Source organism: Sphaerisporangium sp. NPDC051011, assembly GCF_040653595.1.
Lineage (GTDB): Bacteria > Actinomycetota > Actinomycetes > Streptosporangiales > Streptosporangiaceae > Sphaerisporangium.
Genome location: NZ_JBFAGG010000001.1, coordinates 301,505 through 326,989, shown reverse-complemented (window position 1 = coordinate 326,989; position 25,485 = coordinate 301,505). Strand labels below are relative to the sequence as shown.

At 70.4% G+C, this 25,485-nt stretch carries 20 protein-coding genes; 9 read left to right on the top strand and 11 right to left on the bottom strand.

The annotated features are described in order from the left end of the window. Positions 1 to 119 precede the first annotated feature (119 nt). Entirely contained in the window at positions 120 to 494 is a 375-nt protein-coding gene (locus AB0H21_RS01430) for a peptidase inhibitor family I36 protein (protein ID WP_358509857.1), read from the top strand. A gap of 94 nt (positions 495 to 588) precedes the next feature. On the opposite strand, the gene cydB is transcribed toward AB0H21_RS01430, so the two are convergent. Then, the gene (gene cydB / locus AB0H21_RS01425) at positions 589 to 1,524 is read right to left on the bottom strand and encodes a cytochrome d ubiquinol oxidase subunit II (RefSeq protein WP_358509854.1); all 936 of its coding nucleotides are present in this window, start codon (positions 1,522 to 1,524) and stop codon (positions 589 to 591) included. Positions 1,525 to 1,554: 30 nt separating this feature from the next. After that, complete coding sequence (locus tag AB0H21_RS01420) at positions 1,555 to 2,988, bottom strand: cytochrome ubiquinol oxidase subunit I (protein WP_358509851.1); 1,434 nt, start codon at positions 2,986 to 2,988, stop codon at positions 1,555 to 1,557. Positions 2,989 to 3,675: 687 nt separating this feature from the next. Here AB0H21_RS01420 and AB0H21_RS01415 point away from each other — a divergent pair. The 5 genes from AB0H21_RS01415 (at position 3,676) to AB0H21_RS01395 (ending at position 8,129) form a co-directional block, all read left to right on the top strand. Next, positions 3,676 to 4,422, top strand: coding sequence for a Crp/Fnr family transcriptional regulator (locus AB0H21_RS01415; RefSeq protein ID WP_358509848.1), 747 nt, complete (start codon positions 3,676 to 3,678; stop codon positions 4,420 to 4,422). Continuing rightward, positions 4,419 to 5,345: a hypothetical protein gene (locus AB0H21_RS01410; protein ID WP_358509845.1), complete on the top strand. Its 927-nt coding sequence runs from the start codon at positions 4,419 to 4,421 to the stop codon at positions 5,343 to 5,345. Before AB0H21_RS01415 ends, AB0H21_RS01410 begins: the two co-directional genes overlap by 4 nt. 158 nt (positions 5,346 to 5,503) lie before the next feature. Continuing rightward, a complete protein-coding gene (locus AB0H21_RS01405) occupies positions 5,504 to 5,653 on the top strand; it encodes a hypothetical protein (protein ID WP_358509842.1) in 150 nt (49 codons plus the stop codon). Between the two features lie 178 nt (positions 5,654 to 5,831). Further along, positions 5,832 to 6,695, top strand: a complete 864-nt coding sequence (locus AB0H21_RS01400; RefSeq protein ID WP_358509839.1) for an SRPBCC domain-containing protein — start codon at positions 5,832 to 5,834, stop codon at positions 6,693 to 6,695. A gap of 531 nt (positions 6,696 to 7,226) precedes the next feature. After that, positions 7,227 to 8,129, top strand: a complete 903-nt coding sequence (locus AB0H21_RS01395) for a hypothetical protein (protein ID WP_358509836.1) — start codon at positions 7,227 to 7,229, stop codon at positions 8,127 to 8,129. A gap of 78 nt (positions 8,130 to 8,207) precedes the next feature. On the opposite strand, the gene AB0H21_RS01390 is transcribed toward AB0H21_RS01395, so the two are convergent. Beyond that, positions 8,208 to 8,870: a thymidine kinase gene (locus tag AB0H21_RS01390; protein ID WP_358509833.1), complete on the bottom strand. Its 663-nt coding sequence runs from the start codon at positions 8,868 to 8,870 to the stop codon at positions 8,208 to 8,210. Between the two features lie 424 nt (positions 8,871 to 9,294). Between AB0H21_RS01390 and AB0H21_RS01385 the strand changes: the two genes are divergently transcribed. Continuing rightward, on the top strand, positions 9,295 to 11,439 hold the full coding sequence (locus tag AB0H21_RS01385; protein ID WP_358509830.1) for a hydantoinase/oxoprolinase family protein: 2,145 nt from the start codon (positions 9,295 to 9,297) through the stop codon (positions 11,437 to 11,439). Then, positions 11,436 to 13,265 carry a hydantoinase B/oxoprolinase family protein gene (locus AB0H21_RS01380; protein ID WP_358509827.1) on the top strand — a complete coding sequence of 610 codons (1,830 nt, stop codon included), beginning with the start codon at positions 11,436 to 11,438 and terminating at the stop codon, positions 13,263 to 13,265. Before AB0H21_RS01385 ends, AB0H21_RS01380 begins: the two co-directional genes overlap by 4 nt. 122 nt (positions 13,266 to 13,387) lie before the next feature. On the opposite strand, the gene AB0H21_RS01375 is transcribed toward AB0H21_RS01380, so the two are convergent. From AB0H21_RS01375 to AB0H21_RS01345, 7 genes are all read right to left on the bottom strand, one after another. Next, on the bottom strand, positions 13,388 to 14,062 hold the full coding sequence (locus AB0H21_RS01375; RefSeq protein ID WP_358509824.1) for a sulfotransferase family protein: 675 nt from the start codon (positions 14,060 to 14,062) through the stop codon (positions 13,388 to 13,390). 115 nt (positions 14,063 to 14,177) lie between these two features. Then, a complete protein-coding gene (locus AB0H21_RS01370) occupies positions 14,178 to 14,312 on the bottom strand; it encodes an AbrB/MazE/SpoVT family DNA-binding domain-containing protein (RefSeq protein ID WP_358509821.1) in 135 nt (44 codons plus the stop codon). Between the two features lie 25 nt (positions 14,313 to 14,337). Beyond that, positions 14,338 to 14,781, bottom strand: coding sequence for an ATP-binding protein (locus AB0H21_RS01365; protein WP_358509818.1), 444 nt, complete (start codon positions 14,779 to 14,781; stop codon positions 14,338 to 14,340). A gap of 89 nt (positions 14,782 to 14,870) precedes the next feature. Next, on the bottom strand, positions 14,871 to 15,707 hold the full coding sequence (locus AB0H21_RS01360) for a hypothetical protein (protein ID WP_358509815.1): 837 nt from the start codon (positions 15,705 to 15,707) through the stop codon (positions 14,871 to 14,873). Between the two features lie 400 nt (positions 15,708 to 16,107). Continuing rightward, a complete protein-coding gene (locus AB0H21_RS01355) occupies positions 16,108 to 17,241 on the bottom strand; it encodes a protein kinase (RefSeq protein ID WP_358509813.1) in 1,134 nt (377 codons plus the stop codon). A gap of 33 nt (positions 17,242 to 17,274) precedes the next feature. Beyond that, positions 17,275 to 21,582 carry a trypsin-like peptidase domain-containing protein gene (locus AB0H21_RS01350; protein ID WP_358509811.1) on the bottom strand — a complete coding sequence of 1,436 codons (4,308 nt, stop codon included), beginning with the start codon at positions 21,580 to 21,582 and terminating at the stop codon, positions 17,275 to 17,277. 38 nt (positions 21,583 to 21,620) lie between these two features. Beyond that, positions 21,621 to 22,382, bottom strand: coding sequence for a CU044_2847 family protein (locus tag AB0H21_RS01345; protein WP_358509808.1), 762 nt, complete (start codon positions 22,380 to 22,382; stop codon positions 21,621 to 21,623). Positions 22,383 to 22,551: 169 nt separating this feature from the next. Here AB0H21_RS01345 and AB0H21_RS01340 point away from each other — a divergent pair, with 169 nt between their 5' ends. Beyond that, on the top strand, positions 22,552 to 22,770 hold the full coding sequence (locus tag AB0H21_RS01340; protein ID WP_358509806.1) for a hypothetical protein: 219 nt from the start codon (positions 22,552 to 22,554) through the stop codon (positions 22,768 to 22,770). Between the two features lie 358 nt (positions 22,771 to 23,128). Here the strand turns inward: AB0H21_RS01340 and AB0H21_RS01335 are convergent, their stop codons facing one another. Further along, positions 23,129 to 25,291, bottom strand: a complete 2,163-nt coding sequence (locus AB0H21_RS01335) for a vWA domain-containing protein (protein ID WP_358511335.1) — start codon at positions 25,289 to 25,291, stop codon at positions 23,129 to 23,131. Positions 25,292 to 25,485 lie beyond the last annotated feature (194 nt).

Here is a 25,485-nt window from a genome sequence, read left to right as displayed (position 1 = left end):
TCCGATCGCGTCGCTCTCCGTGTGATCGCTGCTACATTCCGTGACGGAAGCCGGAGATCGTCGCCGGGCAGGCCGATCTCCGGGACGACCGGTACGCGATCGATACGAGGAGGACCGTCATGAGGCCAACGACGTGGAGTGCGCGGATCGCGGCGGCGGCGGGCGCCGCGGGAATCGTCCTGGTGGCCTTCGCCGCCCCGGCCCCCGCGGCGGCCGGAGCCCCCGTGGGCCGGGCCGGGGACATCTGCCTGTGGTCGGGCAAGGACTACACGGGCGCGTCGTGGTGCTGGAACCCGGGCAACGGCTACGTGGACGTGCCGCCGGCCCTGCACGACAACGTCGGCTCCTTCCGGGCCCAGGCCGACGGCTGCTTCATCAACTGGATCCACGTGCCCGACAAGAAGGAAGTGCGCGTGGTGCGCAACGGCGACTACCGCAAGGTCTACAAGGACGACTTCGGCGGAAAGATCGACGCCGTCGCTCCTCGCTGCTGAGCCCGGGGACCCGGGGATCCTGGGGAGGGGACGCGGGCGCGGGCCTCATGGTCCGCGCCCGCGGGCGTTCTCCGTCGCGATAATTCACGATATTTCACACGGTGACGCGCTTGCGGAACACCCAGTACGTCCACCCCTGGTAGGCCAGCACGAACGGCAGGGCGATCAGGCCGATCCAGGTGAGCAGACCCAGCGTGTACGGGCCCGAGGCCGCCTCCGCCACGGTCAGTCCCGGAAGCGGCGCCCGCCACAGCGCGGCGAACACCGTGCCGGTGACCAGCACGATCGTCCCGGCCGTCGCGGCGAACGCCCACCCCTCGCGTCGCCGCCAGACCAGCGCCACGCCCGCGGCCAGCGTGACCATCGCGGCCACCGCCGCCACCCACGGCAGCGGATGCGCCGTCCACCCGCCCGGCTCCTGCGGCGCGTTGGCGGACGGCAGCCCCGGCAGCGCGAGCACGGCCACCGGGACGGCGACCGCCGCCGCCGTGAGCGCCGCGCGGCGGGCCCGCGCCCGCAGCGGCCCGGCCGTCTTGAGCGTGAGGAACACCGCGCCGTGCAGCACGGCCAGCGACAGCGACAGCAGCCCGCCGAGCACCGTGCCGAGGGCGGTGCCGAACAGCATGTGGCCGAAGACGCCGCCCCACGTGAACGCGGTCAGCACGCTGCCGGTGACGATGCCCGCGTCGCACAGCGCCCGTTCGCGTCCCTCCACCTTGCCGCGCCACTCCAGCGCCACGCCGCGCACGATCAGCCCGGCCAGCACCATGACCAGCGGCAGGTAGAACGCGCTGAACAGCCCCGAGTACCAGGCGGGGAAGGCGGCGAACATCGCGCCGGCCGCCGTGATCAGCCACACCTCGTTGCCGTCCCACACCGGGCCGATGGTGGTCAGCATCTGCCCGCGCTCGGCCTCGCCCCGCGACAGCACCGGCAGCAGCGCGCCGACGCCGAAGTCGAAGCCTTCGAGCACGAAGTAGCCGGTCCAGAGGAACGCGATGACCAGGAACCAGAAGGTGGTCAGTTCCATGTCGGCTCCATGTTGGCCATGGGAGGTCTCCTAGTACATGAGGGTCGGGGCGAGGCGGGCGGCGTCGTCGTCCGGCCGCGCCTGCGGCGGCACGACGGCGACCGGCTCGGGCCCGGCCTTGACGTGACGGGCCAGCAGCCGGGCCTCGGCCAGCGCCAGCACGCCGTACAGGACCGTGAAGATCGAGAGCGAGATCGCGACCTCGCTCAGGCTCACGCCGGGGGACACACTGGCCGCCGTGAGGAGTTCGCCCTGGACGGTCCACGGCTGGCGGCCGATCTCGCTGAGCAGCCACCCGGCGACGATCGCGAGCGTGGGCAGCGGCAGCGCGAGCAGGCTGACGCGGGCGAACCACTCGGGGGTGGGGCGGCGGCGCCGGGTCATCCAGAGGCCGAGCAGCGACAGGCCCACCGTGGACAGGCCGAGCCCGATCATGACGCGGAACGACCAGTACACGACCGGCACGTTCGGCCGGTAGTCGGCGGCCCCGTACTGACGCTCGTAGCGGGCCTGGATGTCGTCGATGCCCTGGATCTCGGCCGACGGGTCGTGCGCCGCCAGCAGGCTGAGCAGCTTCGGCACCTCGATGCCGGGCACCGGCGAGAACGCCGCGCCCGTCTCGTCGTGCCGCAGGCCCTCGGCGGCGGCCAGCTTCATGGGCTGCTGTTCGTGCAGGAGCTGTCCCGACATGTCGCCCGTGCCGGCGACGACCGCGCCCGCGATGGCCGTCATGACGAGCGCGGCGCGCAGGCTCGTCCGCCACATCACCGGGTCGCCGGGGACGCGCCCGCGCGTGGTCCTGGCCATGGGGACGGTCGCGTCGCCGTCGGCCACCTGGCGCCGCTCGCGCAGGATGCGGTAGCCGCTCACCGCGATCACGAACCCGCCGGCGACGATGAACGCCGCCGCGACGACGTGGGGCACCTGGGCGATGGCGGTGGAGTTGGTCAGCACGGCCCACAGGTCGGTCATCCGGGCGCGCCCGTTCACGACCTCGTACCCCACGGGGTGCTTCATCCAGGCGTTGGCGGCGAGGATGAAGTACGCCGACAGGTTGGAGCCGATGGCGGCGGCCCAGATGCACGCGAGGTGGATCCGCCGGGGCAGCCGGTCCCAGCCGAAGATCCACAGGCCGAGGAACGTGGACTCAAGGAAGAACGCGAGCAGGGCCTCCAACGCCAGCGGGGCGCCGAACACGTCGCCCACGAAGGTCGAGTACCGGCTCCAGTTCATGCCGAACTGGAACTCCTGGACCAGGCCCGTCACCACGCCCATCGCGAAGTTGATCAGGAACAGCTTCCCGAAGAACTTGGTGAGGCGGAGGTAGTGCTCCTTGCCCGTGCGGTGCCAGGCGGTCTGAAGCCCGGCGACGAAGATCCCCAGGCCGATCGTCAGGGGTACGAAGAGAAAGTGGTACACGGTGGTGACCCCGAACTGCCACCGTGCCAGATCCAGTGCGTCCATGCTCCCCTCACGGGTCTGGAGCTCTACAAGCCGTAGTTCTATCTCAAGTAGTACTACAGCTTGTAGAGCAACAGGCCGGGGGAGGCGCCCCGAGTGCTGCGATCTTCGTCACACCCCGCCGCGCGCGAGCTCCCTCAAGACACGCGCGCGGCCGATCACCGCTGCTCGCGGCGCCCCCCGTGCCAATCGAAACGCCCGCCAGGCCGTCCCCCGGGAGGGCCCCTTGCCCCCTCCCAGGGGGACGTCACGTCCTGGCGGCGTGTCCAATGATCTCGGCTCGACGGTGGCGCGGGCGTCCGCCCAGGGGGTGATTCACGGGTACGCCGTCCGAGGGACCGCGGCCCCGCGCCAGGGGCGCCCCGGATGTAGGCGGGCACCCCGGGCGGCATCCCCGAGGGGGATTCACGGCGCGGGGACCACGTGCGGCCACCTCTCCGCCGCGCCCGGCGCCCGCCGTCACCTGTCCGCAAGGACGTCGCAAGGACTCGACCGCATAGTTGAAAAACAAACGAATAACAACCCCTGACGCAGTACTCGAAGCCCGCCACAAGTACGTCCACTTGGTTGAAGGTCATCCGGCTCACCGCACCGGCCGCGGAGACCTTCTCACCGCCGCACAAGCACGGGTGGGGGCCCGGGCTCCGATCGCCGGCCTGGGGCCGGCCCCATCGCACTGGAGGACAGACCATGACCGGCGCCGATATCGGGCGGCTCCGCGACATACGCAAAGTGGGGGACTGGCCCCCGGGCAGCCTTCTCGGCGGCCTCGGCGAGGCGGCCAGGGACGGGTTCCTCGCGCTGGGCAGGCCGCGACAGCTGGCGGCCGGCGAGACGCTCTTCACCGAGGGGGACCGCTCGACCGACGTCTTCCTGCTCCTCGACGCGTGCGTGAAGATCACCACGAGGACCGAGGGGGGCAGGACCGCGCTGCTGGGCCTGCGCGTGTGCGGCGACCTGGCGGGGGAGTTCGCCGCGCTCGACGGACGGCCCCGCGCCGTCACGGCCACCGCCGCCGGGCACTGCCTCGTGCGCGTCATGCCCCAGGACGACTTCCTCGGCTTCCTGCGGCGCTGCCCGGAGGCCGCCTCCGCCGTCCAGCGCATGGGCCGGGCCGGGCTGCGCCCCGCCGACGGCCGCCATGTCGAGTTCGGCACCCTCCCCGCGCTCCGGCGCCTCGCCCGCGTCCTGGTCGAGCTCGCCTGCCACGGCAGGGACGTGCCCGAGGGGCTGCTGCTCGACGTCGACCTCACCCGGGCCGAGCTCGCGGCACTCGTGGGGGCCCGCGAGCCGACGATCTACCGCGACCTCGACGTGCTGCGCCGCGGCGGGATCCTCGGCACCGACGCCGGCCGGATCGTCGTCCACGACGTGCGCAGGCTGCGCGGCCTCGCCGGGCTCGGCGGCCACCTGTGGGAGTACGAGGTCCCGGCGTGACGCGGGCCCCGTTCCGGCGCGGCTGCGCCTCCGGGACGCCGTCCACGGACGACGCGGCCGAATCGTCCGGATCCGTCCGCCGGCTGTGCGTCGCCGTGGACGCCGACGGGCCCGCCGACCTCGCCGGGCCCGAGCACCTGTACGACCTCGTCGCGGACGCGAGCCGGCGGGCGGGCGTGAACCGCCTCTACCTCGCCCAGAGGACCGGCGGTCCCCTCACCCAACGGGCCGGAGGTTCCCTCGTTCAGCGTGCCGGGGGTTCCCTCGCCGCCCGTCTCCGGCCCTCCGGCGGGCTGCTGTTCGTGCTGCCGCCCGGCGTGGACGAGGCCCGCGTCGTCGCCGGGCTCCTCAGCGAACTGCGCCTCGCGCTCGCCCGTCCAGGCGCGCCTCACCGTGACCAACGCGACCAGCGGGACCGGCGTGACCAGCGGGGTGACCAGCGGGGTGACAAGCGGGGTGACAAGCGGGACCGGGGTGACCGTGCCCGGCGCGAGTGCCGTGACTGCTGTGACGATCGCTACGTGGGTGAGGGTGAAAGGATCCGGCTGCGCGTGGCCTTCCACCAAGGCCCCACCCGGGTCGTGGACGGCGGGTTCGCCGGTAAGGCGGTGGACGCCGTCTGCCTGCTGCGCGACAGCGAGGCGCTCAAGGAGGCCCTGCGCCGCAACCCCGACGTCGCCCTGGCGGTCGCCATCTCGGCACAGCTGTTCGAGGACGTGACCGAGCACGAGCACCGCAACCTCAGGAGGCGGGCCTTCCGGCGGCTCCCCGCCGACGCTCCGGGCCCGCTCTCCGAGGCGTGGATCAGCGTCCCGGACGTCTACGACGGGAACCGGCGAAGCTTCCGGCACGGCCGCGTCCTCGGCACCCCGAACCGCCGGCCCGCCCGCCTCGGCCCGGTCGTCAGCATCGACGAGTACTGAGACGGTCCCGGCATGAACGGAACTGAGACGGCCCCGACATGAACGGAACACCGCACGACGACCGAAGACCGGAGAAACCTCACCGCCCCCCAAGCCCCGGCCCGCGGGGGCACGAGCCCGGTGAGGTCCAGGAGGGGCTCGATGATCTCGTCCGGGCCGTGGAACGTTACAGGCGCGTCGCCCGCCGGCGCGCGGCCGTCATCAACGCGATCCGCCGGATCCTGCGCGACGGCCGCCACGGGCCCGGCGGCCTCGTGTCCCTCCTGGCTCGCCGCTGGACGGAAATGCTGGCGCGTCTCCGCCGGTGACCTGCGGGAGCGGTGGGACGCGCACGCAGGGTCGCGGCGTGGTGTTAGCGTGGCGTCCGGTGGGAAGGGCGTCCTGGGGCCCGGCGAGACCTGACGAGCCCCGGCGACACCGGCGGGCAGTCGTTGCCCTTACGGCCGTCGCGGGCGAGTCTCTAGTCTCTCGGCATCGGAGGTGTCCATGAAGGTCGTCGGCAGTGCCGTGGTCGGGGTCGATCGAGGCCGGGTCTGGGCCGCCCTGCAGGACCCGGCGGTGCTGGTGCGCACCATCCCCGGCTGCAAGCGGCTGGAGGCGACCGGCGCGGACACCTACCGCATGACGGTCACTGCGGGCGTCGCCTCGATCAAGGGCGTCTACGAGGGCGAGGTCGTGCTGTCCGACCCCGAGGAGCCCGAGGGGTTCACCCTCCGCGCCCGGGGCGCCGGAGCCCCCGGCACGGTCGACGCCACGGTGCGCATCCGCCTCAGCGAGGTCGACGGCGGCTCCACCCGGGTCGACTACGACGCCGAGGCCGTCGTCGGAGGCATGATCGGCGGCGTGGGCCAGCGCATGCTCGGCTCGGTGGCCAAGAAGACCGCCGGAGAGTTCTTCACCGCCGTGGAACACCACCTCCGCGAACCCATCCCCGCAGCCGAACCCATCCCTGCCGCAGCCACCCCGCCACAGACCCCTGCCGCCCTGTCGCAGCCCTCGGTCGCCCTGTCGCAGGGCCCCGCTGCCGTCGCGGTCGCGCCTGCCACGACCCCGGCGGTCCCCGGTACCATCGCCACCGCCACCGGCCCCGTGGCGCCTGCCACGACCCCGGCGGTCCCCGGTACCAGCGCCACCGCCACCGGCCCCGTGGTGCCTGCCGCGAGCCCGGCGGTCCCCGTCACGACCGCCGCCCCCGCCACCGTGGGGCAGGTCTTCGAACGGCCACCCGCCCAGCGCGGGACGTCCGGCACCCCCGTGTGGCCGGTGCTGACGGCGTTCGGCATGGGCGCGGGCATCGCACTCGGCAGCGCCGTGATCGGCTGGCTCCTCGGCCGCCCCACCCGCCGCTGACCCAACCCTCCACCCGCCTGGCCGGTGGGCTCGCTCGGTCTGATCCATAGGGATCGAGGCCGCGGGCGGGCGTCGGAGCCGGTTCGTTAGATCTTTCCAACTCTGCCGGCGACGTTCTCGCGTGGGGGGAACGTCGGCCTGGCCGGAGGCTTTCTGATTCGATTAGCGAATCGTAGTTGGGTCGTGGCATGCTGTTACCAGCACGCCCGGCGCCCAGGCGACGTCGGGCACCCTCCCCGGTCAGGCTGTGCACGCCTGACCGGTCAGCGTCCGGAGGGACGTGCTCGACGGGCCGGCGGCTCCATTTGTCGGCACCAGGGCACGAAGACGATTGGTGAATACCGGGCAGCTCGTTGTGCCTTGATTCTGTGTAACGCACAGGATCGCTAAGCCAATCAGAGACGCTTTACCGGCCTGCGGACGAGCGCCCGGACGCGTCGGCCCGAGCGTGACCGCCACACGTACGGGGGTAGATCCCGATCTTTTTATGGAGCCTCGCGGAGAAGGATCTCCCGGCGTAACGTGGTGGGCATGCGAGAGTTCCGTGCGGAGGACGCCCGGACGCAGGCCCGGCGGCTCATCCACGACCTGCTCGGTGAAGACCACCCGGCCGCCGCGTCGCTGCTGGCCGCGGCCAGGGACGCGCTCGGCGACGACCGGGCGGCACGCTGCGCCGGGCTCGCCCAGGGTGCCCCGCTCACCCGCAGGTCCTCCGAACTCGCGGCCATCGCGGGCCTGCTCGTCGGCACCGGCGTGCTCGGCGCGGGCTGGTGGTCGTCCGGGCGCGGCGGGAAGATCCCCGCACCGGACGAGGTGCTCGCATCCGGCACCGCCATCGAGCCGTGGACCGACCTCACCGTCCTGGAGATGCTCGCCGCGTGGATCGCCGACGACGCAGCCGACGCCGCCTGGGGCCCGCCGGTCGGCTCGGTCGACCTCAACTCGTGGCAGGCAGAGGACCGCGTGGAACCGCCCCTCGACGCCACCGCCGGCACGCGCATCGTCGCCGCCTTCGACGCGGGCGGCCGGGTGGACGCCGTCGTGGTCGAGCGCCCGGACGGCTCGCTCGGCTCCAACCTCGACTTCTCCTCCCTCCGGTACGCCGGGCCCGCCGAGGCCCAGTGGAGCTGGGGCGTGGCCGCGGGGCTCGGCCCCCACCCCCTCCCCGGCGAGGACCCCGACCCGTACGCGGTCACGGTCGACCAGCGCGTGGCCGAGACGCTGCGCCGATGGGCGTTACGCCACGGCGCCACGCTCGAGCAGATCGGCCCGTGGTGGCAGGCCAAGGGGGACGTGATCGCCGCCGTCGAGCGCGCCGACTGGATGTGGCGCAGCGGCGAGTGGTTCGCCTGGTGGCGCGCGGCCTCGGCCCTGGTCGGCGGCGACCCTGTGCAGATCGCCGCCCGCATGGACGACATCGCCTCGGCCCCCTGACCCTCCGCGCGCCGAGCACCTGGCGCCCCACCCGGTCCTCGCCGGTCGGCGCGGGGATCGCGTGACTGGCGGGTTCGGTCAGGCCGGGGCGGCCAGGCGGGGCTGGGCTTCGGAGGCGCCGAGGTCACCGTTGCGGTAGTGGCGGCGGCACAGCACGCGGTAATGCACCTGCGAACCGTCGGTGTCGGCGATCACGACCTGCTCGCCGGTGCGCACCATGACCCCGTCCACGACGCGGGCGTTCAGCCTGCCCTGGCGGCCGCACCAGCACAGCACCTCCACCTGCAGCCGGGCCACCTCGTCGGCCAGCTCGAACAGCCGCCGCGCCGCCGGGAACATCTGGGACCGGAAGTCCGAGGCCAGGCCGAAGGCGTACACGTCGACGCCGTGGTCGTCGACGAGGTCGGCGAGCTGCTCGATCTGCTCGACGGTGTAGAAGCACGCCTCGTCGCAGATCAGGTAGTCGATGCCGTCACCGGCGGCCACCAGGCGCACCAGGTCGAGATCCTCGCCGACCTCGATGGCGTCCAGGCCGAGCCCTATGCGGCTGGTGACCTGGGCCCCGCCCGACCGGTCGTGTTTGGTGAGCACGAGCCCGCGCCTGCCCTGGCGGCTGTGGTTGTAGTTCATCTGCAGGGCCAGCGTCGACTTGCCGCAGTCCATCGGACCGTGGAAGAACCGCAGAACGCCGTCGCGGCGGGCGTGTGCGGGGGCGCTGGAGAGGGCGGGCGTTTCATTCACGGCCCGCCAGCATACAGATTGACCACCGTACCCCGGCCATCGGTTCGGGGGGCAGGTCCTGGATCCAAGGGGGGTGACCGGGGTGGGGTGGACGCGCCGGCGTACAGGATGTGCCCGATGGGCCGCGGCGTGCCCGCCCCTGTGGGGCTCGCCGCGGAGACCTCGGGGACCCCGGGGACACGCGGGACGAGGGGGGGACCGGGTGCGGGCGGTGAGCAGTGCCGTGCCCGCCGGACCGCCCGTGAACCTGAGGAAGTCGCGTCGCTCCATGCCCTGCATACCGTCCCCTCCGCCCGGAGGTTCCAGACGCGGGGAACGATTCTGAGATCTTCGGAGGCCAGGGGACACCTGCCGACGACCGGACGATTCCTTGGCGAAGGTCGCTGATTCGCGTGGCTGGAGCGTTTCGGTAAACACTGAGAGCATGCGCAGCGTCCGTATCGGCGTCGACACCGGGGGCACGTTCACCGACGTGGTCGCGGTGGACGAGCAGACCGGTCAGATCACCACGACCAAGACCCCTTCCACGCCCGCCGACCCCGCCGTCGGATTCATGAACGGCGTGCACAAGGTCCTGCCCGGCCTGAACCTCGAAGACGTCGGCGGCATCGTGCACGGCACGACCGTGGCCACCAACCAGCTCCTGGAGGACCGCCCCCTCGACCTGGGGTTCGTCACCACCGAGGGCTTCGAGTTCATCCTGGAGATCGCCCGGCAGAGCGTCCCCGACGGCTACGGGAACTCCTACTTCTGGGTCAAGCCGCCGCGCATCGTCCCCGTCCACCGGGTGAAGACGGTCGGCGGGCGCCTCGACCACCTCGGCGAGGAGGTGCGGCCCTTCGACGAGGAGGACGCCGCGCGGGTGGCCCGCTGGTTCCGCGACCAGGGCGTCACCGCCATCGGCGTCTGCTTCCTGCACTCCTACGCCAACCCGGCGCACGAGCACCGCATGCGGGCCGTCCTCGAACGCGAGCACCCCGGCGCCGTCGTTTCCCTGTCCAGCGACGTGCTGCGCGAGTACCGCGAGTACGAGCGCTCGGTCACCACGCTGGTCGACGCCGCCGTCAAGCCCACGATGCGCCGCTACATCGACAATCTCGCCACCCGCCTCGGCATGCCGTTCTCGGTGATGAAGAGCAACGGCGGCGTGCTGTCGGCGGCAGAGGTCGTCCACCAGCCGATCACGACCGTGCTGTCCGGCCCGGCCGCCGGGGCGCTCGGCGCCGCCCTGATCGCCGGCACCGCCGGGCACCCGTCCGTGATCACGCTGGACGGCGGCGGCACCTCCACCGACGTCGCGGTCGTGGTCGACGGCGAGCCGTCCCTCACCACCGAGGGCTCCATCGGCCGGTACCCGTGCAAGATCCCGATGATCGACATCGTGACCGTCGGCGCGGGCGGCGGCTCGATCGCCTGGACCTCGCCCGAGGGCACGCTCAAGGTCGGGCCGCGCTCCGCCGGAGCCGACCCCGGGCCCGTGTGCTACGGCAAGGGCGGCACCGAGGTGACGGTCACCGACGCGCACGTCTTCCTCGGCCGCGTCCCGCCACACCTGCTCGGCGGCGAGATCCCCCTGGACGCCGGGGCGGCGCGCGCGGCCGTCGAGGCGCTCGCCGGCAAACTCGGCCTCACGCCCGAGCGCACCGCCGCCGGCATCCTGGAGATCAGCGCCTTCAACCAGTCGAACGCGATCCGGCAGATCACCGTGAAGCGCGGCCTGGACGTCCGTGACTTCCCGATGGTCGCCTTCGGCGGCTCCGGGCCGCTGCTCGTCTGCCGGCTGATCGACATCCTCGGCCTCCCCGCGGTCGTCGTGCCGCCCAACCCGGGCAACGTGTCCGCGTTCGGGCTGCTCACCGTGGACGTCAAGAACGACTACGTCCGCACCCACGTCACCCGCGACCTGAGCCTCGACACGGCGGCCCGCATCTTCGGCGAGCTGACGGACCAGGCGGCCGACGCCCTCGACCGCGAGGGGTTCCCGCCTGACCGGCACGTGTACGCGCGCAGCGCCGACCTGCGCTACTACGGGCAGGCGTACGAGGTGCGGGTGCCCGCGCCCGCCGGGCCGATCGACGAGGCGTGGCGCGCCGAGGTGCTCGACCGGTTTCACGAGGCCCACCACAAGCTGTACGGGTACGGGTACCGCGACGACCCGCGGCACGCCGTCGAATGGGTCAACCTGCGCGTCTCCGGCATCGGCCCCATCACCCGCCCGGCCATCCCCGAACTACCCGCCCGCGACGGCGGCACGGCGGCCCCGGCGGGGGAACAGCAGGTGTACTTCGAGGAGGCGCTCGCCCCCGGAGGCGCCGGTGGTGACACGACCCGGGACTCGGGGGACGCGGGCGCTGTCGGGGGCTCGGAGGACGGATGGTGGACGGCGCCCGTGTACCGCCGTGGCGACCTGCGGCGCGGCGACGTCCTCACCGGACCTGCGGTGATCGAGGAGTACGGCTCCACGCTGCCCCTGCACCCGGGCTTCACCGCCGAGGCCGACGCGTACGGCAACCTCGTCATCCGGCGCGCCGACATTTCCGCACACCTGACGAACGGAGCGGGCGAATGACAACGGTCGACCCGGTACTGGTCGAGATCGTCGAGGGCACGCTCGCCTCCGTGGAGATGGAGGTCGAGACCGCCATCGCCCGTACGGCCCGCTCGCCGATGATCCGCGACGCCCACGACTTCCGGGCGGGAATCCACGACGTCCGGATGCGCAAGCTCACCGGCCGCTCCTACTCCGCGCTCGTGCAGCCCATCGTGCGCGACTTCCCCATCGCCGAGATGAACCCGGGCGACGTCTTCTTCCACAACGACGTCTACCTGTCCGAGGGCGGCATCGGCCACCTGCCCGACCTGTGCGTCACCGTCCCCGTTTTCCACGACGGCGAGGTCGTCGCGTTCGTCCAGGCGTTCGGCCACCACGACGACATCGGCGGCGCCGTCCCCGGGTCGATGCCCTCCCACGCGCGCAGCGCCTTCGAGGAAGGGCTGATGGTCCCGCCGATCAAGCTCTGGGACCGCGGCGTCCCCAACCGGGCCGCTCTCACCATCATGACCCGCAACTCCCGTATGCCCGACTCCCTCGCCGGAGACCTGGACGCCGAGTGCTCCGCCTGCCTGATGGGCGCCCGGCGCCTCGGCGAGCTGTTCGCCCGGTACGGCAGGGCGGCGGTCGAGGCGTGCTTCGACGCCATCATCGCGGGCACCACCGAGACCTTCCGGCGCGAGCTGCTCGCCAAGATCCCCGAAGGGGTGCACGTCTGGGAGGACTACGCCGAGCACGACGGCGTCGACGAGCCCCGCCTGCACGCCCAGCGCATCACTCTCACGGTCGACCACTCCGCCGACACCCCGCTGATCATCGACTTCACGGGAACGTCCCCGCAGGCCAAGGGGCCGATCAACCACGCCGGCGACTACGCGGGCGGCGTGTTCCTCAAGAAGTGGCTCGCCCCCATCCTGCGCAACCTCGCCGACACCCCCGAGCGCATGGCCGAACTCGACGTCAACGAGGGCGTCGTCCCGCTCATCGAGATGCGCTTCCCCGAGAAGGGCACCCTGCTCACCCCGATCTTCCCGGCGCCCACCAACGCGCGCACCTTCGTCATCCTGCGCCTGCTCGGCGTGCTCGCCGGCGTGCTCGCCAAGGCCACCGGGGGGCGCATGCCCGCCGACCAGGAGACCATCCGTTACACCGGCGTCTATGGCGAGGACCACGACGGGCGTCCGTACCTCATGCGCGAGGTGCTCGGCGGCGGCTCCGGCGGGCGCCGGTACGCCGACGGTGAGGACACCATCCACGTCGTGCCCGACTCCCGCAACATTCCCGTCGAGTTCGCCGAGGCGCGCTGGCCGTTCCGCGTCGAACGGCTCGGCCTGGCCCGCGACTCCGGCGGCCCCGGCCTCTACCGGGGCGGCCTCGGGTACGACAAGCACATCCGCATGCTGCGCGACGCCTCGTTCATGTCCATCGCCGACCGGTCGATCCTGTCCTGCTGGGGCGTGAACGGCGGGCGGGCCGGGCGTCCCTTCCTCGTCACGGTGGACGGTCAGGAGATGGAGGGCCTGGTCGACGACTTCCCCGTGAAGGAGGACCAGATCATCCGCGTCCGTACCACGGGCGGCGGTGGCTGGGGATCGCCGTACGACCGCGACCCGTCCCTGGTGGCGGCGGACGTCCGCGACGGCAAGGTGTCCTGGGAAGCGGCCCGCGACGACTACGGCGTCATCCTGCGCGGCCCCCAGGAGGCGCCCGAAGTCGACGCGGCCGCCACCGAGAAAACCCGCGCCGCCCTCCGCGCCGCCAACCCCTCTCGCTTGTTCGACCGAGGCCCCGGCTACAAAACCCTTTCCGGCGGCCATTCCCACCCGGACGTCGACATCCTCTGACCCACGGATCTCCGACCGCCGGGCGCATTCACGGCCTTGGCGGCGGAGGTCCGGCATTCCCCTCCGACACCAGGGATCACTTACCGGTGGGTACTCTCGCGGTCCTCGTCACGGAGGCCCGATCAGGAGCCAGCCGGGTATGGTTCTCCGGCTCCCGGGTCCCGGAGCACCGTCTCGGCGAAGCCCGCACGTTCGTTCGCGCGGGGGAACGGCTCGCCGGGGATCGGCACACCGAGGAACGCGCAGAGCGGTTCCCAGCCCTGGCTGACCCGGAAGTCCAGCAGGCGGTCCGGGGCGACGGTGCGGCGGACCTCGTCGTTGTGCCGCTCGTAACACGCGATGACGTGGTCGCGGTCGTCGATGCGCCCGCCGAACGTCCGTCCCACCACCCCGGCCCGCCCGAACTCGGTCAGCTGCTCCGCGGCCTCGAACTCGCGGTAGCGCTCGGCGGTGCCGGGGAGCTTCCCGGCCATCGCCGCGAACACCGTTCCGTTCACCGACTCGAACCACTCGGTGGCGTCCCGCGTGGTCAGGACGACCTTGGCCTCGGGGAACGCCTCGACCAGCTCCCGCCAGAACGCCACCCCCGGCCAGTCCGTCGTGGCCGCGTACCCCTTGAGCGGATCCCGCCAGGCTTCCGGCTCGCCGTTCGCCGCCGCCGCCCACGCGTACAGATGCTCAGGGTGAGCGAACACCTCCGTGAAGTGGTAACACGGCCCGAACCCGAGCCGGCACAGCGCCATCTTGAGCGCCATCGTCCCCGTACGCCCAAGCCCCGCCCCAATGACCTGCACCATGACATCCCCCCACAGGCCACACCACCAGACCGGGAGGCGACGGGGCAAGGCGAATCGCCAACACCATCCCATCACATGACGCTTCAGGCGGCGCAACGCTCCGTGCAGCTGTAGATCACTCCTCGTCCGTTCGTACGATCCGTATGCTGCTGCCCTCAACGACGAAGTCGACTTCGTCTCCTTCGTGAAGGTTCAACTGCCGGCGGATGTCGGCGGGGATGGTGACCCGCCCCTTCGATGTGATCTTCATGGGAACCTCCGCGCCTCGCCGGACCTCAGCCGCGAGGCTCCGTCGTCGGTGGCGTCGCGCGCAGGGCGAACCAGACCACGCAGCGTGGGGGCTCCTCGATGAACCCCCATTGGTCGGAGAGCGCGCGCAGCAGCCGGATCCCTCTCCCCGACTCCGCCAGTTCACCGGTACGGTGCGCGCAGACGCACGGGGACGTCTCCGCCCCCTCGTCCACGACCTCGATCTGCACCCCGTCCGCGTCGTCGACGAGGACGACGACTCCGATCGCCGCCGACCTGGTGTGCACGACGGAGTTCGTGAAGATCTCCGACAGCAGCAGCACGGCGTCGTCCCGGCGCGGGTGCCGATCCAGCAGCTTCCGCGCCCACTGCCGGGCCTGGCCCACGGACACCTCCTCCGAGGCGAACACGACCCGCTCGATGATCCGGATACCGGGCGTTCCAGCGGTTTCAGGGCTGCTCTGGCGCATGGGAGTCCTTTACGAATACGAGAAGGAAGGCGCACCGGCCAAGGAGCATTTCCGGGCGCGAGGAGCGGGTGGACCACGCCGTCCGGTCGCTAGACCGCCGACGCCGAGGCTTGTGCCCGCCGGAGGCGAAGCGGCGCGACGGCGACGGCCGAGACGGCGAGCACCACGATCGCCACGACCTGGCCCGGAAGCGTGGACGGCTCCGGTGCGGCGCGGTGGGCGGCGAGCTGGTTCACCACGATGTGAAGCCGCCAGACCGACGCCAGCGTCAGGGCGAGACACACGGCGACACAGCACGCGGTGAATCGGTGCGGCTCGGCCGCGACGACCAGCACGAGCAGGCAGGAGAGCGTCAGCAGGGTCAGCGTGAGCTCCCCGGCCGAGGTCACCTCCTCGCTGTACGAGGAGCCGGCCAGGTCCCAGAGCGACAGGTGCGCGAACCGGACGCCGTCCTGGTGGAAACCCGTCCAGGGCAGGATGCCGATGCTCACGAGGAGGGCGGCGAGGGTGACCCCCTGCGCGGCCCGGGCCAGCCGGTGGGCGATGTCCGGGGACCATGGGGAGGTCACGGGTCGCGAGCGTGACGACCACGGGACCTGGCGGGCGATGTCGGTGTCGTCCGACGAGTCCACCAGAGCCAGCAGGCCGAGGCCGAGAATGAGCGCCGCGGTCTCGGCGAGGGTGGAGGCCACGCCGGGCGCCAGGGCCGCGCTGGCGGCAGTGGGCCCGCCGAATGTCTGGTGCAGGTGCATCGTGTTCAGGAAGCTCATCCCGGCCGCGAGGATCGTGCCGAGCACCACGGGGCGGTGCGGCCAGCGCGCGGTGAGAAGGGTGAGGACGAGCGTGAGCATCAGCATGCCGAAAGCGCTGACGCCGTGGTCACTGATGACCTGGGCGTTCGAACTCGGCAGATCCCACAGCGACATGGCCGAGTCCGTAGACCCTGGCTCCCGGTGACGCAACCAGGGCCGCGTGCTCGTGAAGAGCAACGTGAGGGACAGACCCACGCACCAGACCGCGTACCGGATGCGCTGAACGGCGTCGAAGGAATCGCGGAGAGCCGCACCGTCGGACATGTGAGGACATCGCCTTCGTATCGGGGAGAACCTCAAGGGGGTGCCGCGTGAACCGGCCCGGCTCACCGCCGAAACGCCGGTTCAGCCCTGCCCGCCTTGGTTCGTGATCACCCCGGACGTTAAACGGCTCCGCAGGTCGTCGGCGTCCCCGGACCGTGTCGTCGCGGGGCGCGCGAGCGTCGCCTCTCCCGCGTCCAGACGTCGCGCCCCTGAACGGACCGGAGCAACGCGCGAAGTCCTGAGATGTCCACTAAATAGTGGGATGTTGTCGATGGTCGTCGAGTCGCTCGAGATTCTCCAGCAGTGTCCGGGCCTGCCTGGTCTCCGGATCGTCCACGCCGAGGATCGCCTCCATCCGGGGGACCAACGCGCGCAGGTCGATCCAGGCCTGCCGAGGATCGTCCAGCTTGACGAGGAGTGCCGCGATCTCCCGGCGGATCAGCAGGGCGAGCGGATCGGATGCGGTCAGGGCAGTCTCGACGTCGGTGAGCAGGACGGTCATCTGGTCCAGTGCCGTCTCGTCGAGTCCCAGGGCGGCGGCGCTCAACGCCTCGTTGTATCTGCAGTCCAGCACCGCGCGATGGTCGGCGCCGAGCATGGCGGCGAGCTTCGGGATCACGTCCTCGAACTCGCTCAGCGCCGCCGCGTAGTCTCGTGCCCCGAAGCGCGCGTTGGCCAGGTCCATGCGTAACGCGAACAGCAACTCACGCTCTGCCGGCAGGCTCGCGCACGCGGTGACGGCCTCTTCGAGTACTTCGATCGCCTGCGTGAGCCGTCCGTCGATGGCGAGATCCTCGGCCCGAGCCCTGGCCTTGATCAGGGCGTCCCTCGACAGGCGGGGAGCGGGTGCGGGGGACGTGCTCGGGATCCGGACGCCGCCCAGTGCCGACTCCGCGATCCGCTCGGCCACGATCGCGTACATCCGGCCCGGGTTCGGCGATGGAGCCGCCGCCGTCGCACCTGGGAGCGGGGGCGGCGCGACCACGTGCGGCAGTAGCCGCTCGTAGACCACCTCCGCCGAGGGGGGCCGGTCGGCGGGGTTCTTCGCGAGCAGCGACAGCACGAGCTGTTCGAGATCGGGAGGGACGTCCTGTCGTAGCGATCCGAGCCGTGGCGGTGCCTCCGAGTAATGCCGCGCCATCTCGGCTTGAGGAAGGGCCGATTCGAAGACCCGCCTACCGGACACCAACTCGTGCAGGACGCATCCCAGGGAGTACAGGTCGCTGCGGGCGTCCGCTTTGCCGGTCACCGCCTGCTCGGGCGCCATGTAGCAGAATGTGCCCACGCCGTACCCCAGCCGGGTGATCAACGTCGCTCCCGGAACCAGCGGGGCGGCGATGCCGAAATCGAGCACCTTGATCGTGCCGTCGAGCCAGGACAGCACCGAGGCGCGGCGGGCGTTCCAGGTGTTGACCGTTCATCGGGGTGGGCATATGACGTCAGGCAGCCCCTGTGGCAGGCCGCGGCGCTCGTCCTCGCTGAGGTCGCGTCCGAGAACGTCACACAGGTGGGATTTCCACAGTCTGGGATCGAGCCGGAAGAGTTCTACAGTCTCTCCGGGCGTGTGACTCCTCAGCAGGGCCTTGCCATCGTCAGCCGATGCCAAGAAGTTCTGCTTGCCAGAGAAGCTATAGGAGGTCACGTCGACATCACCGGAGTCGACCACTCTCATGAAGCGTACAGAGCGCCCGTTGGCCAGGAAGAATCCGGGATTCCCCGAGCCGTCGTCTCCCAAGGCCCCTATCTGCCATTGATTTGGTTCCAGGGGTCCGAGAGGGCCCAGTATCTTCCGCGTTCGCCGACGGTCTTGTACCGACCACAGCTCGATCATGCTCCCTCGGGTCAGCACGATAGCGTAGCGGCCGCTATGCTCGACCACCGCGGTGAGCGCATCGGTCCCCAGGCGGATCCGCAGGTCCGTATTCTCCGCGCGGGTCGCCAGATGAACGGCGCGCAGGGTGTTGTCGCCTGCGTTCGAGATCTGTACATATCCCGGTTTGTAATGCCGCTGGACAAAGAAGTCCGTGAGGTCGGCCCCGTCGGTGTAAAGATCGTGGATGTCGAGTGGATTGGACAGGCGTCGGCCGTCGCGGGCGTTCCAGTGTTCGATCACGCTTCCGGAGACCGTCACCAGTTCCTCGTCGCTGAGGAAGAAGAAGCGCACCCGTTCTCGTCGCCCGTTCTTGTCGACCGGGGGCATGCGGGTGATGATCTCGGCCGCCTTGCGCAGGCGCGGAAGGTCGTAGACCACGATCTCGTTGTGGTCGGTCACATCAGCCACCAGTGTCTGGGCGGGGTTGTCCATCAGTAGCAGGCCCGGGTCGGGGGGTGCGGCGGCGATGCGGACCTCGGCGAGCGTTCTTCCCTGGCCTTCGGTCTCCATGACCGCCAGCCGGTCAGCGACCTTGCCGCCGTGCTTTCCGATGCGGACCAGCATGCTGCGACCCCGGTCGAGCAGCACGGGTGGGCTGAACACCTCCAACCCGTTGTCGGCGGACATCTGCCAGCCGGTCACGCCGGCTTGGTCACGGTGAACCACTATGGGGGTGCTCGGCGTGCCGAGGAGGGGGCCGGTCTTGCCGCTGTAGGCGAGGGCAGGACCATCGAACCGTTGCGGGGGCATGCCTGGCCGGGTGCCAAGGAGCACCCAGTTGCCGTTACCATCGTCGATTGCGATGTGCTCGCCTGTCTGGTCGATGGCGGGGTGGCGGCATGAGGTGTAGCCGTCCGGGGGCGTGTAGCGTGTCAGCTCCCGCCCGTCGGACACGCGGACGACCCGGTAGGTGGCTTTCTCCGCACCGTAGGGCTTCCGGCAGACGGCCAGGACACTCCCGTCAGCCGATACCTCGGCTTCCACTGAACCCTTCGCTGACACGCTGCGGCGATCTTCCAGATTCCGCACGGTGCCGGTGCGGAGGTCGAGGGACACCAGGGAGTGCCCGTCCTGCTTCGGTGCGGCCACGAGCGTGTTCTCATCCGAGCCGAACCACACCTGCAGCAGGCCGGGGAGACGCCCCGGCAGTTCCTGGAGCCGCTGTGTCGCCAGGTCCCACACCCGCAGCCGTCCGTCACCCGTCACCATGGCGATCCGGTCGGCACTCGGTGAGAAGGCGACGATGCTGTAGCTGCCATCCTGTCCTCCCAGGGTGTACTCCTGGAGGGAGCCGCCGCGCAGGCGATGCGCTGGTCCCACGACGATGTCGTGCGCCGTGTAGCGCACCTCGTGCCAGGCCATCGAGCCGGTTCCGCCCAGCATGTAGGCGATGCGCCGGCCGTCCCTGCTGACCAGCGGGAGGAGCGCGTTGCCGGCGAGGCCGAGATGCTTGCGCAGGACCCTGCCGCCGGCTTGGCGGGCGAACAGTGTCGCGCGGCCGCGTTCGGAGGCGGCCAGCATCACTGTGCCATCGGCGCTCATCGCGGTGTCCAGGATCGATCCCTGGAAGCCCGTCAGCATCCAGGCGGCGTTCTTGAGCTGGTCGTATCGCTGCAACAGCGCGCTATGGGCCTCCTGCGTCGGCGCGAGATCGTAGGCGGCGATGGCCGCCAGGGCCGCGAGCCCCGGGTCTTCCCCGACCATCTCCTCTGTGGAGCTCGCCAGCGCACGTGACTTGCTCTCATCCCCCCGCTCCGCGCTGACCTGCCTCTCGTTTAAGAAAAAGCCGCCCAGGGCCGCGAACAGTGCGACCACCATGGCCACCGCGATCCACGCATTACGTGTACGCCGTCGTAGCTTCCGCCTATGGTGACGGGCCGCGGTCAGGAACTCACGTTCCTTCTCTGCCAGTTCGCCCTCACGCCCGCCCAGCCATTGGTCGATCCCCTGCAGTTCTTCCCTGATCGGCAGCAGGCTCGCGGACTGTTCACCGTGCTGCCAGCGCTGCAGGTAATGGGCCAACTCCGCCCGCCCGGCCAGGAACTTTCTATCCGCATCCACCTGGTCCCGCAGCGCGGGCCAGGCCGTGATCAGCGCCTCATGGGCCAGTTCCGCGCTCTCCGGTTCGCCCTCGCCTCCATGCAGCACCAGCAGCCGCCACTCTCGCTCGGCGAATGCCTTCGCGAGCTCCCACTGCGTCTCGTCCACCTCGTCCCGGGTGAGCCTGCGGCGCAGCAGGATCTGGCTGCTGGGCAGCATCCGCACCAGTTTGGTGAGCAGCCGCCGCGCTGCCTCCTCGTTGTCCGGTTCACCCTCGACCCGGGACTTCCAGGCCTGCTCGGCGTGGAGATTCAGCGCGCCGGACACACCCCGCAATTCTTCGTAGGCCGCGTACCGCAGGTAGCCGCCGTCCTGCCGGTCCCACAACTGCTGCAGGACGAAGCCCAGCAGCGGGAGGATGCCGGGCTCGCCGCCCGCGTCGTCCAGGATGCGCCGGGCCAGCCCCGGTTCGTACGCCACGGCCGCAAGCCGCTCGACGGGTTTGGTGATCACCTCCTCCAACTGCTCGGAGGACATGGGGGCGAGCGGCAACGTCGTTCCGCCAAGTAACGCGGGCCCCAGACGAGGATGTCTCAACACCGCGTCCATCAGGTCGGAACGCAACGTGACCAGGATCCGTACCCCGACGATCGGCTGGCGCTGCGGGAACAGCAGGTCGGCGAGCTCGTCGATCTCGGTTTGGGTGCGGTTCAGGAGCGCTTCGGCCTGATCGAGGACGACGAGGAGATCGCCGGACACCGTACCCCGGACGCGGTGGAGCGTGTCCCTGAGCCCCTTACCCGTGAGCAAGGCCTCGACCTGGTCGGCGCTGTCCACACGCGCGGGCCCGTACCGCCCGGACCGGATGGCCTCATAAAGCTCGGTGGCCAGCCCGGCCCGCATAGAGGAGATCAACCCGGCGTTGACCGCCAGCACCTCGTACCCGTCCGCCCGCATCCGAGGCACCACACCGGCCAGAGCCAGGGAGGACTTGCCGCAGCCCGAAGGTCCGTACACCGTCACGGTGTGCGCCCCGTGCAGGGCTGTGACGACGTTGCCGATATCCTCCTCCCGCCCGAAGAAGAAGTCGGCGTCCCCTTCCTCGTAGGGCTTCAGGCCACGGAAGGGTGAGGGCGGGCGCACGACGGGGCCGAGTTCGGGGATCTCCTCCACGATTGTCTTCGTGCGCAGCGCGTAGGCCTGCTGGGCGTCGCTTTCAGGCTGCGCCGCCACCAGCAGGCCGACCACCGCATGTAGTGCGTTGTCCCAGACCGGGCTGCCGCTGAAGCCAGGCTTGACGTGGGCGGCCTGTCCGGTGGCTCTCGACAGCTGCACCCAGCCCTCACCCGTGGCGCCGACGAGCTTGCCCTCAAACCAGATCCCGCCCGGCGCGTCGCGGGTGAATCCCACCGCGCGCACCCGGCCGCCCTCCACCTTGCCGGGGTCGGCCATGGGCAGCGGATGAGTGCCGGGGATGGGCTCCGGCAGCCGCAGGACAGCGATGTCGCCGGTCCGCTCGCCCCTGATCGGCACCCAGTTCTCCACCAGGGCCGGCCATGCCGGGCGTGGCCCACCGCTGACAGGGGGCGGGGCCAGCGGAAGCTCCACCGTGACCGGTGTCCCCGTGGGCACGGGCTCCTGCCGGGGCTTCTCCAGTGCGTCGGAAACCACATGGGCGCAGGTCAGCACCAGGTCCGGGGCGATGAGAAAGCCCGCGCCCCCCAGCGCGCCGTGCTGTCCTTTGATCTGGACGATCGCCGCGGCCAGGTCTTCATCCGGGCTGACTGACCATGTCCGTCCTGTCTCCGCCATCGTGTCCCCTCCGCGCCTCACAACGGATACAGATCGGATCAAGCCCCGGCTGGCTCGTCGGCTGCGCCTCGCTCGTCGCTTCGGTTCCACGTCAAACTCACCGAGAAATTGGCCGCGGTCGCCGTGCTCGCGATGACGACGTCCGCCTCGGCCGACAGCGAGATCCCGAACTCCAGCACGATCTCATCCGGCGCGTTGGCCAGTCCCCGAAACCGCGTGACAAAGCTCTCCGCCACCGGGCGGACGGTGTCCAGCATCTGCCCGAGCGACCGCTCGGCCCGCGCTATGGTGCGCCCGCCTCTGCCCACCCGGACAAGAGCCTCATCGACTTCGCGGATCTGGACACGGACAACCTCGTCGCTGCCGTCACCCACGGGCACTTCCACCGTGTGCACAAGACGGTCACTCATAACATCCTCCAGTGTCATGCGGCCAGATCGATGGGGGTGAAGTCGATCTCTTACGAGCGGGTCGAACGGATCGGGCTCGCGGCGCAACTCATCGGTGGCGTAGGCGCCGAAGCGGCTGATGTGGACGCGTAGATAGGGGGCGGTCTGGCCGAGTTGGTCGGCGGTGATCCGCCACCTTCGGCGACCATGTCGCGCACGACATCGGAGATGTCCGGGCGTTATGGAAGATACGTACTTCACCCCCTGACGCTGACGCACCAGCTTGCGATGCGCCTTCGCGCTGCGCGACGACCCGTGATCCCGCCGGACGTCCTCCGCCAGCCGCAGACAGCGCCGCACATGGTCCACCACCACCTCGGGGATCTCCTCCAAGGAGGGAATCCGGGCCATTGTCGAAACCGTAGCCACGATCAAGGCAGCGAACCCGGCAGTTCACCAAACCGCAACAGAACCCGTGCAGAGAGTCACGTCACACTAGAAACGCGGTGCCACCAAGCCCGAGCGTGACGCCGTTCTCACTTGGCTCGCTGGGGACCCTCGACGGATTCAGGCCGCGTGGGTGAACGACCGTTCCAAGCCATTGGTGTGGGCGGTCGACGGCAGGCGGTACTCACCGACCGGCCTGGTGACCGAGATCTGGAATCAGGCCGGTTGGGATGCGCAGACCCGTCCCGTCGCGGTCCAAGGCCCCAGTCGCTGGACCGTGCCGGGGGAGGGATCCCTCTGGCAACTCGCCCTTGAGGTGCTTGCCGAGCGCGACGACCCTGTCGAGGAGTAGGGGGGAGATCAGGTACGTGATCCAGGTCGGTCCTTGATCACGTACCTTGTCCGGGTGAGAGGAGCGGCGGCATGCCCTCGGCAAGACCATGTCGCGGCGATCGTGCGCAGCGCGTCAGAGCAGGACTTCCAGGACCGTTCAGTGCCGCTGCTCGTCGTACGCGGGGTGCCGCCGGGCAGAGATGGGCTCCTTCTCTGCGGATCCAGCAAGTGGCTTTTGGCCGTACATGGTCCACCGGCAGTGGCGAGACCGCCTATGCGGAGCAAAGCGACGCCGTGGGGCGCTTGAAGCCCGGCCGAGGCCGGGCGGAGTTGCGGTTCCGCCCGGCCTTGGGGTTGATCGGTCCAGGTGGGTTGGGTTATGGGCAGTTGCCGATATCGCTTTCGGAGGAGGCCAGGACGACGTTGGTCTTGGCCAGGCCGAGGGCGTTGACGGTGATGTGGACGGCGTTGACGGTCAGGCCATTGTCGGGGGTGGTGAATGGGGTCTGCTCGTTGAGGACGAGCTTGACGACGCCGACGTTGACCGTGGTGTTGGGTTGGATATTGGTGGGTTCTGCGATGACCACCGTGTTGCCGACCTTGAGGAAGGCGATCGTGGTGGTTCCGGTGGATCCAGCGCAGGTGGTGGTGGAGCTGGAGTTGATGGTCTTGACGGTGATCACCGGGATGCCGGTGATCCCGATGGTGGTGTCGTCGATGGAGGCGGTGGCCACGGATTTGCCGGGGAATTCGGTGGTGGCGACCTTGGCGCACAGGGCGTGCGCGCTGATCAGTCCGCTGAGGGTGGCGGTGCAGGGCACCGAGGTGGTATCGGTCGAAGTGGTGGAGATGTGGCCGGTGTCGGGGGTGGGTGCGATGTTGACCAGTTGGATGCCGGCCAGGGAGACGTCGGCGGTCAGGCCGTAGGCCCGTCCGGTCAGCCGCTGCGGCGTGACGGTGACTTGTTCGGCGCTGCACGGTGAGGTGACGGAGTTGTTGTTGGCGTCGCCGCTGTAGGTGGCACTCCACCGGTAGGTGCCGGCCGCGCCGATGGTCACGTTGCCGGATGCGGCGGTGCCGCTGCCGGACAGCGTGTCGGTGCGGGTGGCGATCGGCGTCGCGCAGGTGGTGTCACCGGGGCCGTACAGCTGGAATGTGACGGTACCGGTGGGGTGGAACCCGCCGGAGATGGTGGCGGTGTCGGACACGACGCCGCCGGCCGGCACGGACCCCGATGGGGTGGTGGCGATGCCCGGGGTGGCCTTGACGACCACGACCTCTTCATCGCCGCACGCGGAGGTGACCGGGTTGTTGGCGCCATCGCCGCTGTAGGAGGCCACCCACCGGTAGGTACCCACCCCGCCCGCGGCGATATTCCCGGACGCGGCGGTGCCGCTGCCCGACACCGTCCCGGTACGAGTCGCGATGGGCATCGCACAGCCGGTGTCACCGGGCCCGAACAGCTGGAACGTGACGGTGCCCGTCGGGTGGAACCCGCCGGACAGGGTCGCCGTATCAGAGACGTTCCCGCCCGCGGGCACCGTGCCCGACGGCGTCGTGGTGATCGATGGGGTCGCCTTTGGGACGTGTTCGGTGATCGTTTCAGTGAAGCCTGGTGACAGGACGCCGTTGAGCAGGAAGTCCACCTTGCAGGTAATGGTGCTTCCCGGTACGGCTCCGGCGCCGACGGAGACGGTCTCAGTGAAGGTGGCATCACCGCCGCTGGTCACCGTCCGACTGCCCGGGGTCAAGGACACCGACAGGTTCGGGTCGCAGTCGCGCAGCCGGTGGGTGACCGTGACCGGCAGGTTGTGCAGGGCCGCCAGGATGGTGTCGCTGACCTCCGAGGGGTTGATGCCGGAGAACAGCCGTCCACCCGTGGCGTTGGTGATCGCGGTCGCTTGCCCGGTCGAGTTCAGCCCGGACAGGTCGAACGCGAGCACGGTGATGCCGGCTGCCCGCAGGGCGCTGATCGCATCGGCCAGCGTATGGCCGTTGGTGGGGTCATGGCTGGGGGCGTCCCCGATCAGCAACACGATCCGAGAGCTGTTCGGCCGAAAGTGGACCGCCCCGGACGCGACCTGGAACAGACCGTTGATGCCGTCCTCGGGGAAGTCGCCGCCGCCAGTCGCGACCAGCGAGTTGAGACCGTTGGCGACGTCGGTCTGGTTGGCGGTGAGGTTCTGCGCCACCCGGAACGACGTCGCGTCCGCCGACACGTCCCTGTACTCGGCAACCGCGAACTGCGCGTCCGGCTGCGCCGAAGCGACGTTGGACAAGATGGCGTTCGCGTTGGTCTGCACGTTCGAGATGACCCCGCCCATGCTCCCTGTCGTGTCGATCAGGAATGTGATATCCGGCTTGGGCGGGATCGCCGGAGTGGACACGGTCTTGGCGATCGTCGTCGATCCGCCCGGGGCCAGGTTCAGCGTCACGTCCGCCGGGGTGACCCCGGGCGCGGCGGATGCCGTCCCTACCCCGGCCACCAGCATTGCACCGGCCACCACCACGCACACGGCGGCCCGTAATCTTCGCGTCATTCTCACGGTGTCATTCCTTCTGGTGTGGCGTCATGCCATAACGAATTTGGGATCGCCGGCCGTGCAGAATTTCTATGATCGCGCCACCCGGAACGTCCTCTCCTCGCGTGTTGGCGCGAGCGGATACCAAATCGCATTGGTTGACAACCTCGGTGACATTTTCAGCGCCAGTCGCTGATCAACGAGGCGGGGTG

Excerpts from the sequence above, each read along its gene's own strand:
- AB0H21_RS01430 (WP_358509857.1), top strand. The coding sequence starts at position 120 with ATGAGGCCAACGACGTGGAGTGCGCGGATCGCGGCGGCGGCGGGCGCC.
- cydB (WP_358509854.1), bottom strand. The coding sequence starts at position 1,524 with ATGGAACTGACCACCTTCTGGTTCCTGGTCATCGCGTTCCTCTGGACC.
- AB0H21_RS01420 (WP_358509851.1), bottom strand. The coding sequence starts at position 2,988 with ATGGACGCACTGGATCTGGCACGGTGGCAGTTCGGGGTCACCACCGTG.
- AB0H21_RS01415 (WP_358509848.1), top strand. The coding sequence starts at position 3,676 with ATGACCGGCGCCGATATCGGGCGGCTCCGCGACATACGCAAAGTGGGG.
- AB0H21_RS01400 (WP_358509839.1), top strand. The coding sequence starts at position 5,832 with ATGAAGGTCGTCGGCAGTGCCGTGGTCGGGGTCGATCGAGGCCGGGTC.
- AB0H21_RS01395 (WP_358509836.1), top strand. The coding sequence starts at position 7,227 with ATGCGAGAGTTCCGTGCGGAGGACGCCCGGACGCAGGCCCGGCGGCTC.
- AB0H21_RS01385 (WP_358509830.1), top strand. The coding sequence starts at position 9,295 with ATGCGCAGCGTCCGTATCGGCGTCGACACCGGGGGCACGTTCACCGAC.
- AB0H21_RS01380 (WP_358509827.1), top strand. The coding sequence starts at position 11,436 with ATGACAACGGTCGACCCGGTACTGGTCGAGATCGTCGAGGGCACGCTC.
- AB0H21_RS01375 (WP_358509824.1), bottom strand. The coding sequence starts at position 14,062 with ATGGTGCAGGTCATTGGGGCGGGGCTTGGGCGTACGGGGACGATGGCG.
- AB0H21_RS01370 (WP_358509821.1), bottom strand. The coding sequence starts at position 14,312 with ATGAAGATCACATCGAAGGGGCGGGTCACCATCCCCGCCGACATCCGC.
- AB0H21_RS01365 (WP_358509818.1), bottom strand. The coding sequence starts at position 14,781 with ATGCGCCAGAGCAGCCCTGAAACCGCTGGAACGCCCGGTATCCGGATC.
- AB0H21_RS01360 (WP_358509815.1), bottom strand. The coding sequence starts at position 15,707 with ATGTCGCTGTGGGATCTGCCGAGTTCGAACGCCCAGGTCATCAGTGAC.
- AB0H21_RS01350 (WP_358509811.1), bottom strand. The coding sequence starts at position 21,582 with ATGGCGGAGACAGGACGGACATGGTCAGTCAGCCCGGATGAAGACCTG.
- AB0H21_RS01345 (WP_358509808.1), bottom strand. The coding sequence starts at position 22,382 with ATGGCCCGGATTCCCTCCTTGGAGGAGATCCCCGAGGTGGTGGTGGAC.
- AB0H21_RS01335 (WP_358511335.1), bottom strand. The coding sequence starts at position 25,291 with ATGACGCGAAGATTACGGGCCGCCGTGTGCGTGGTGGTGGCCGGTGCA.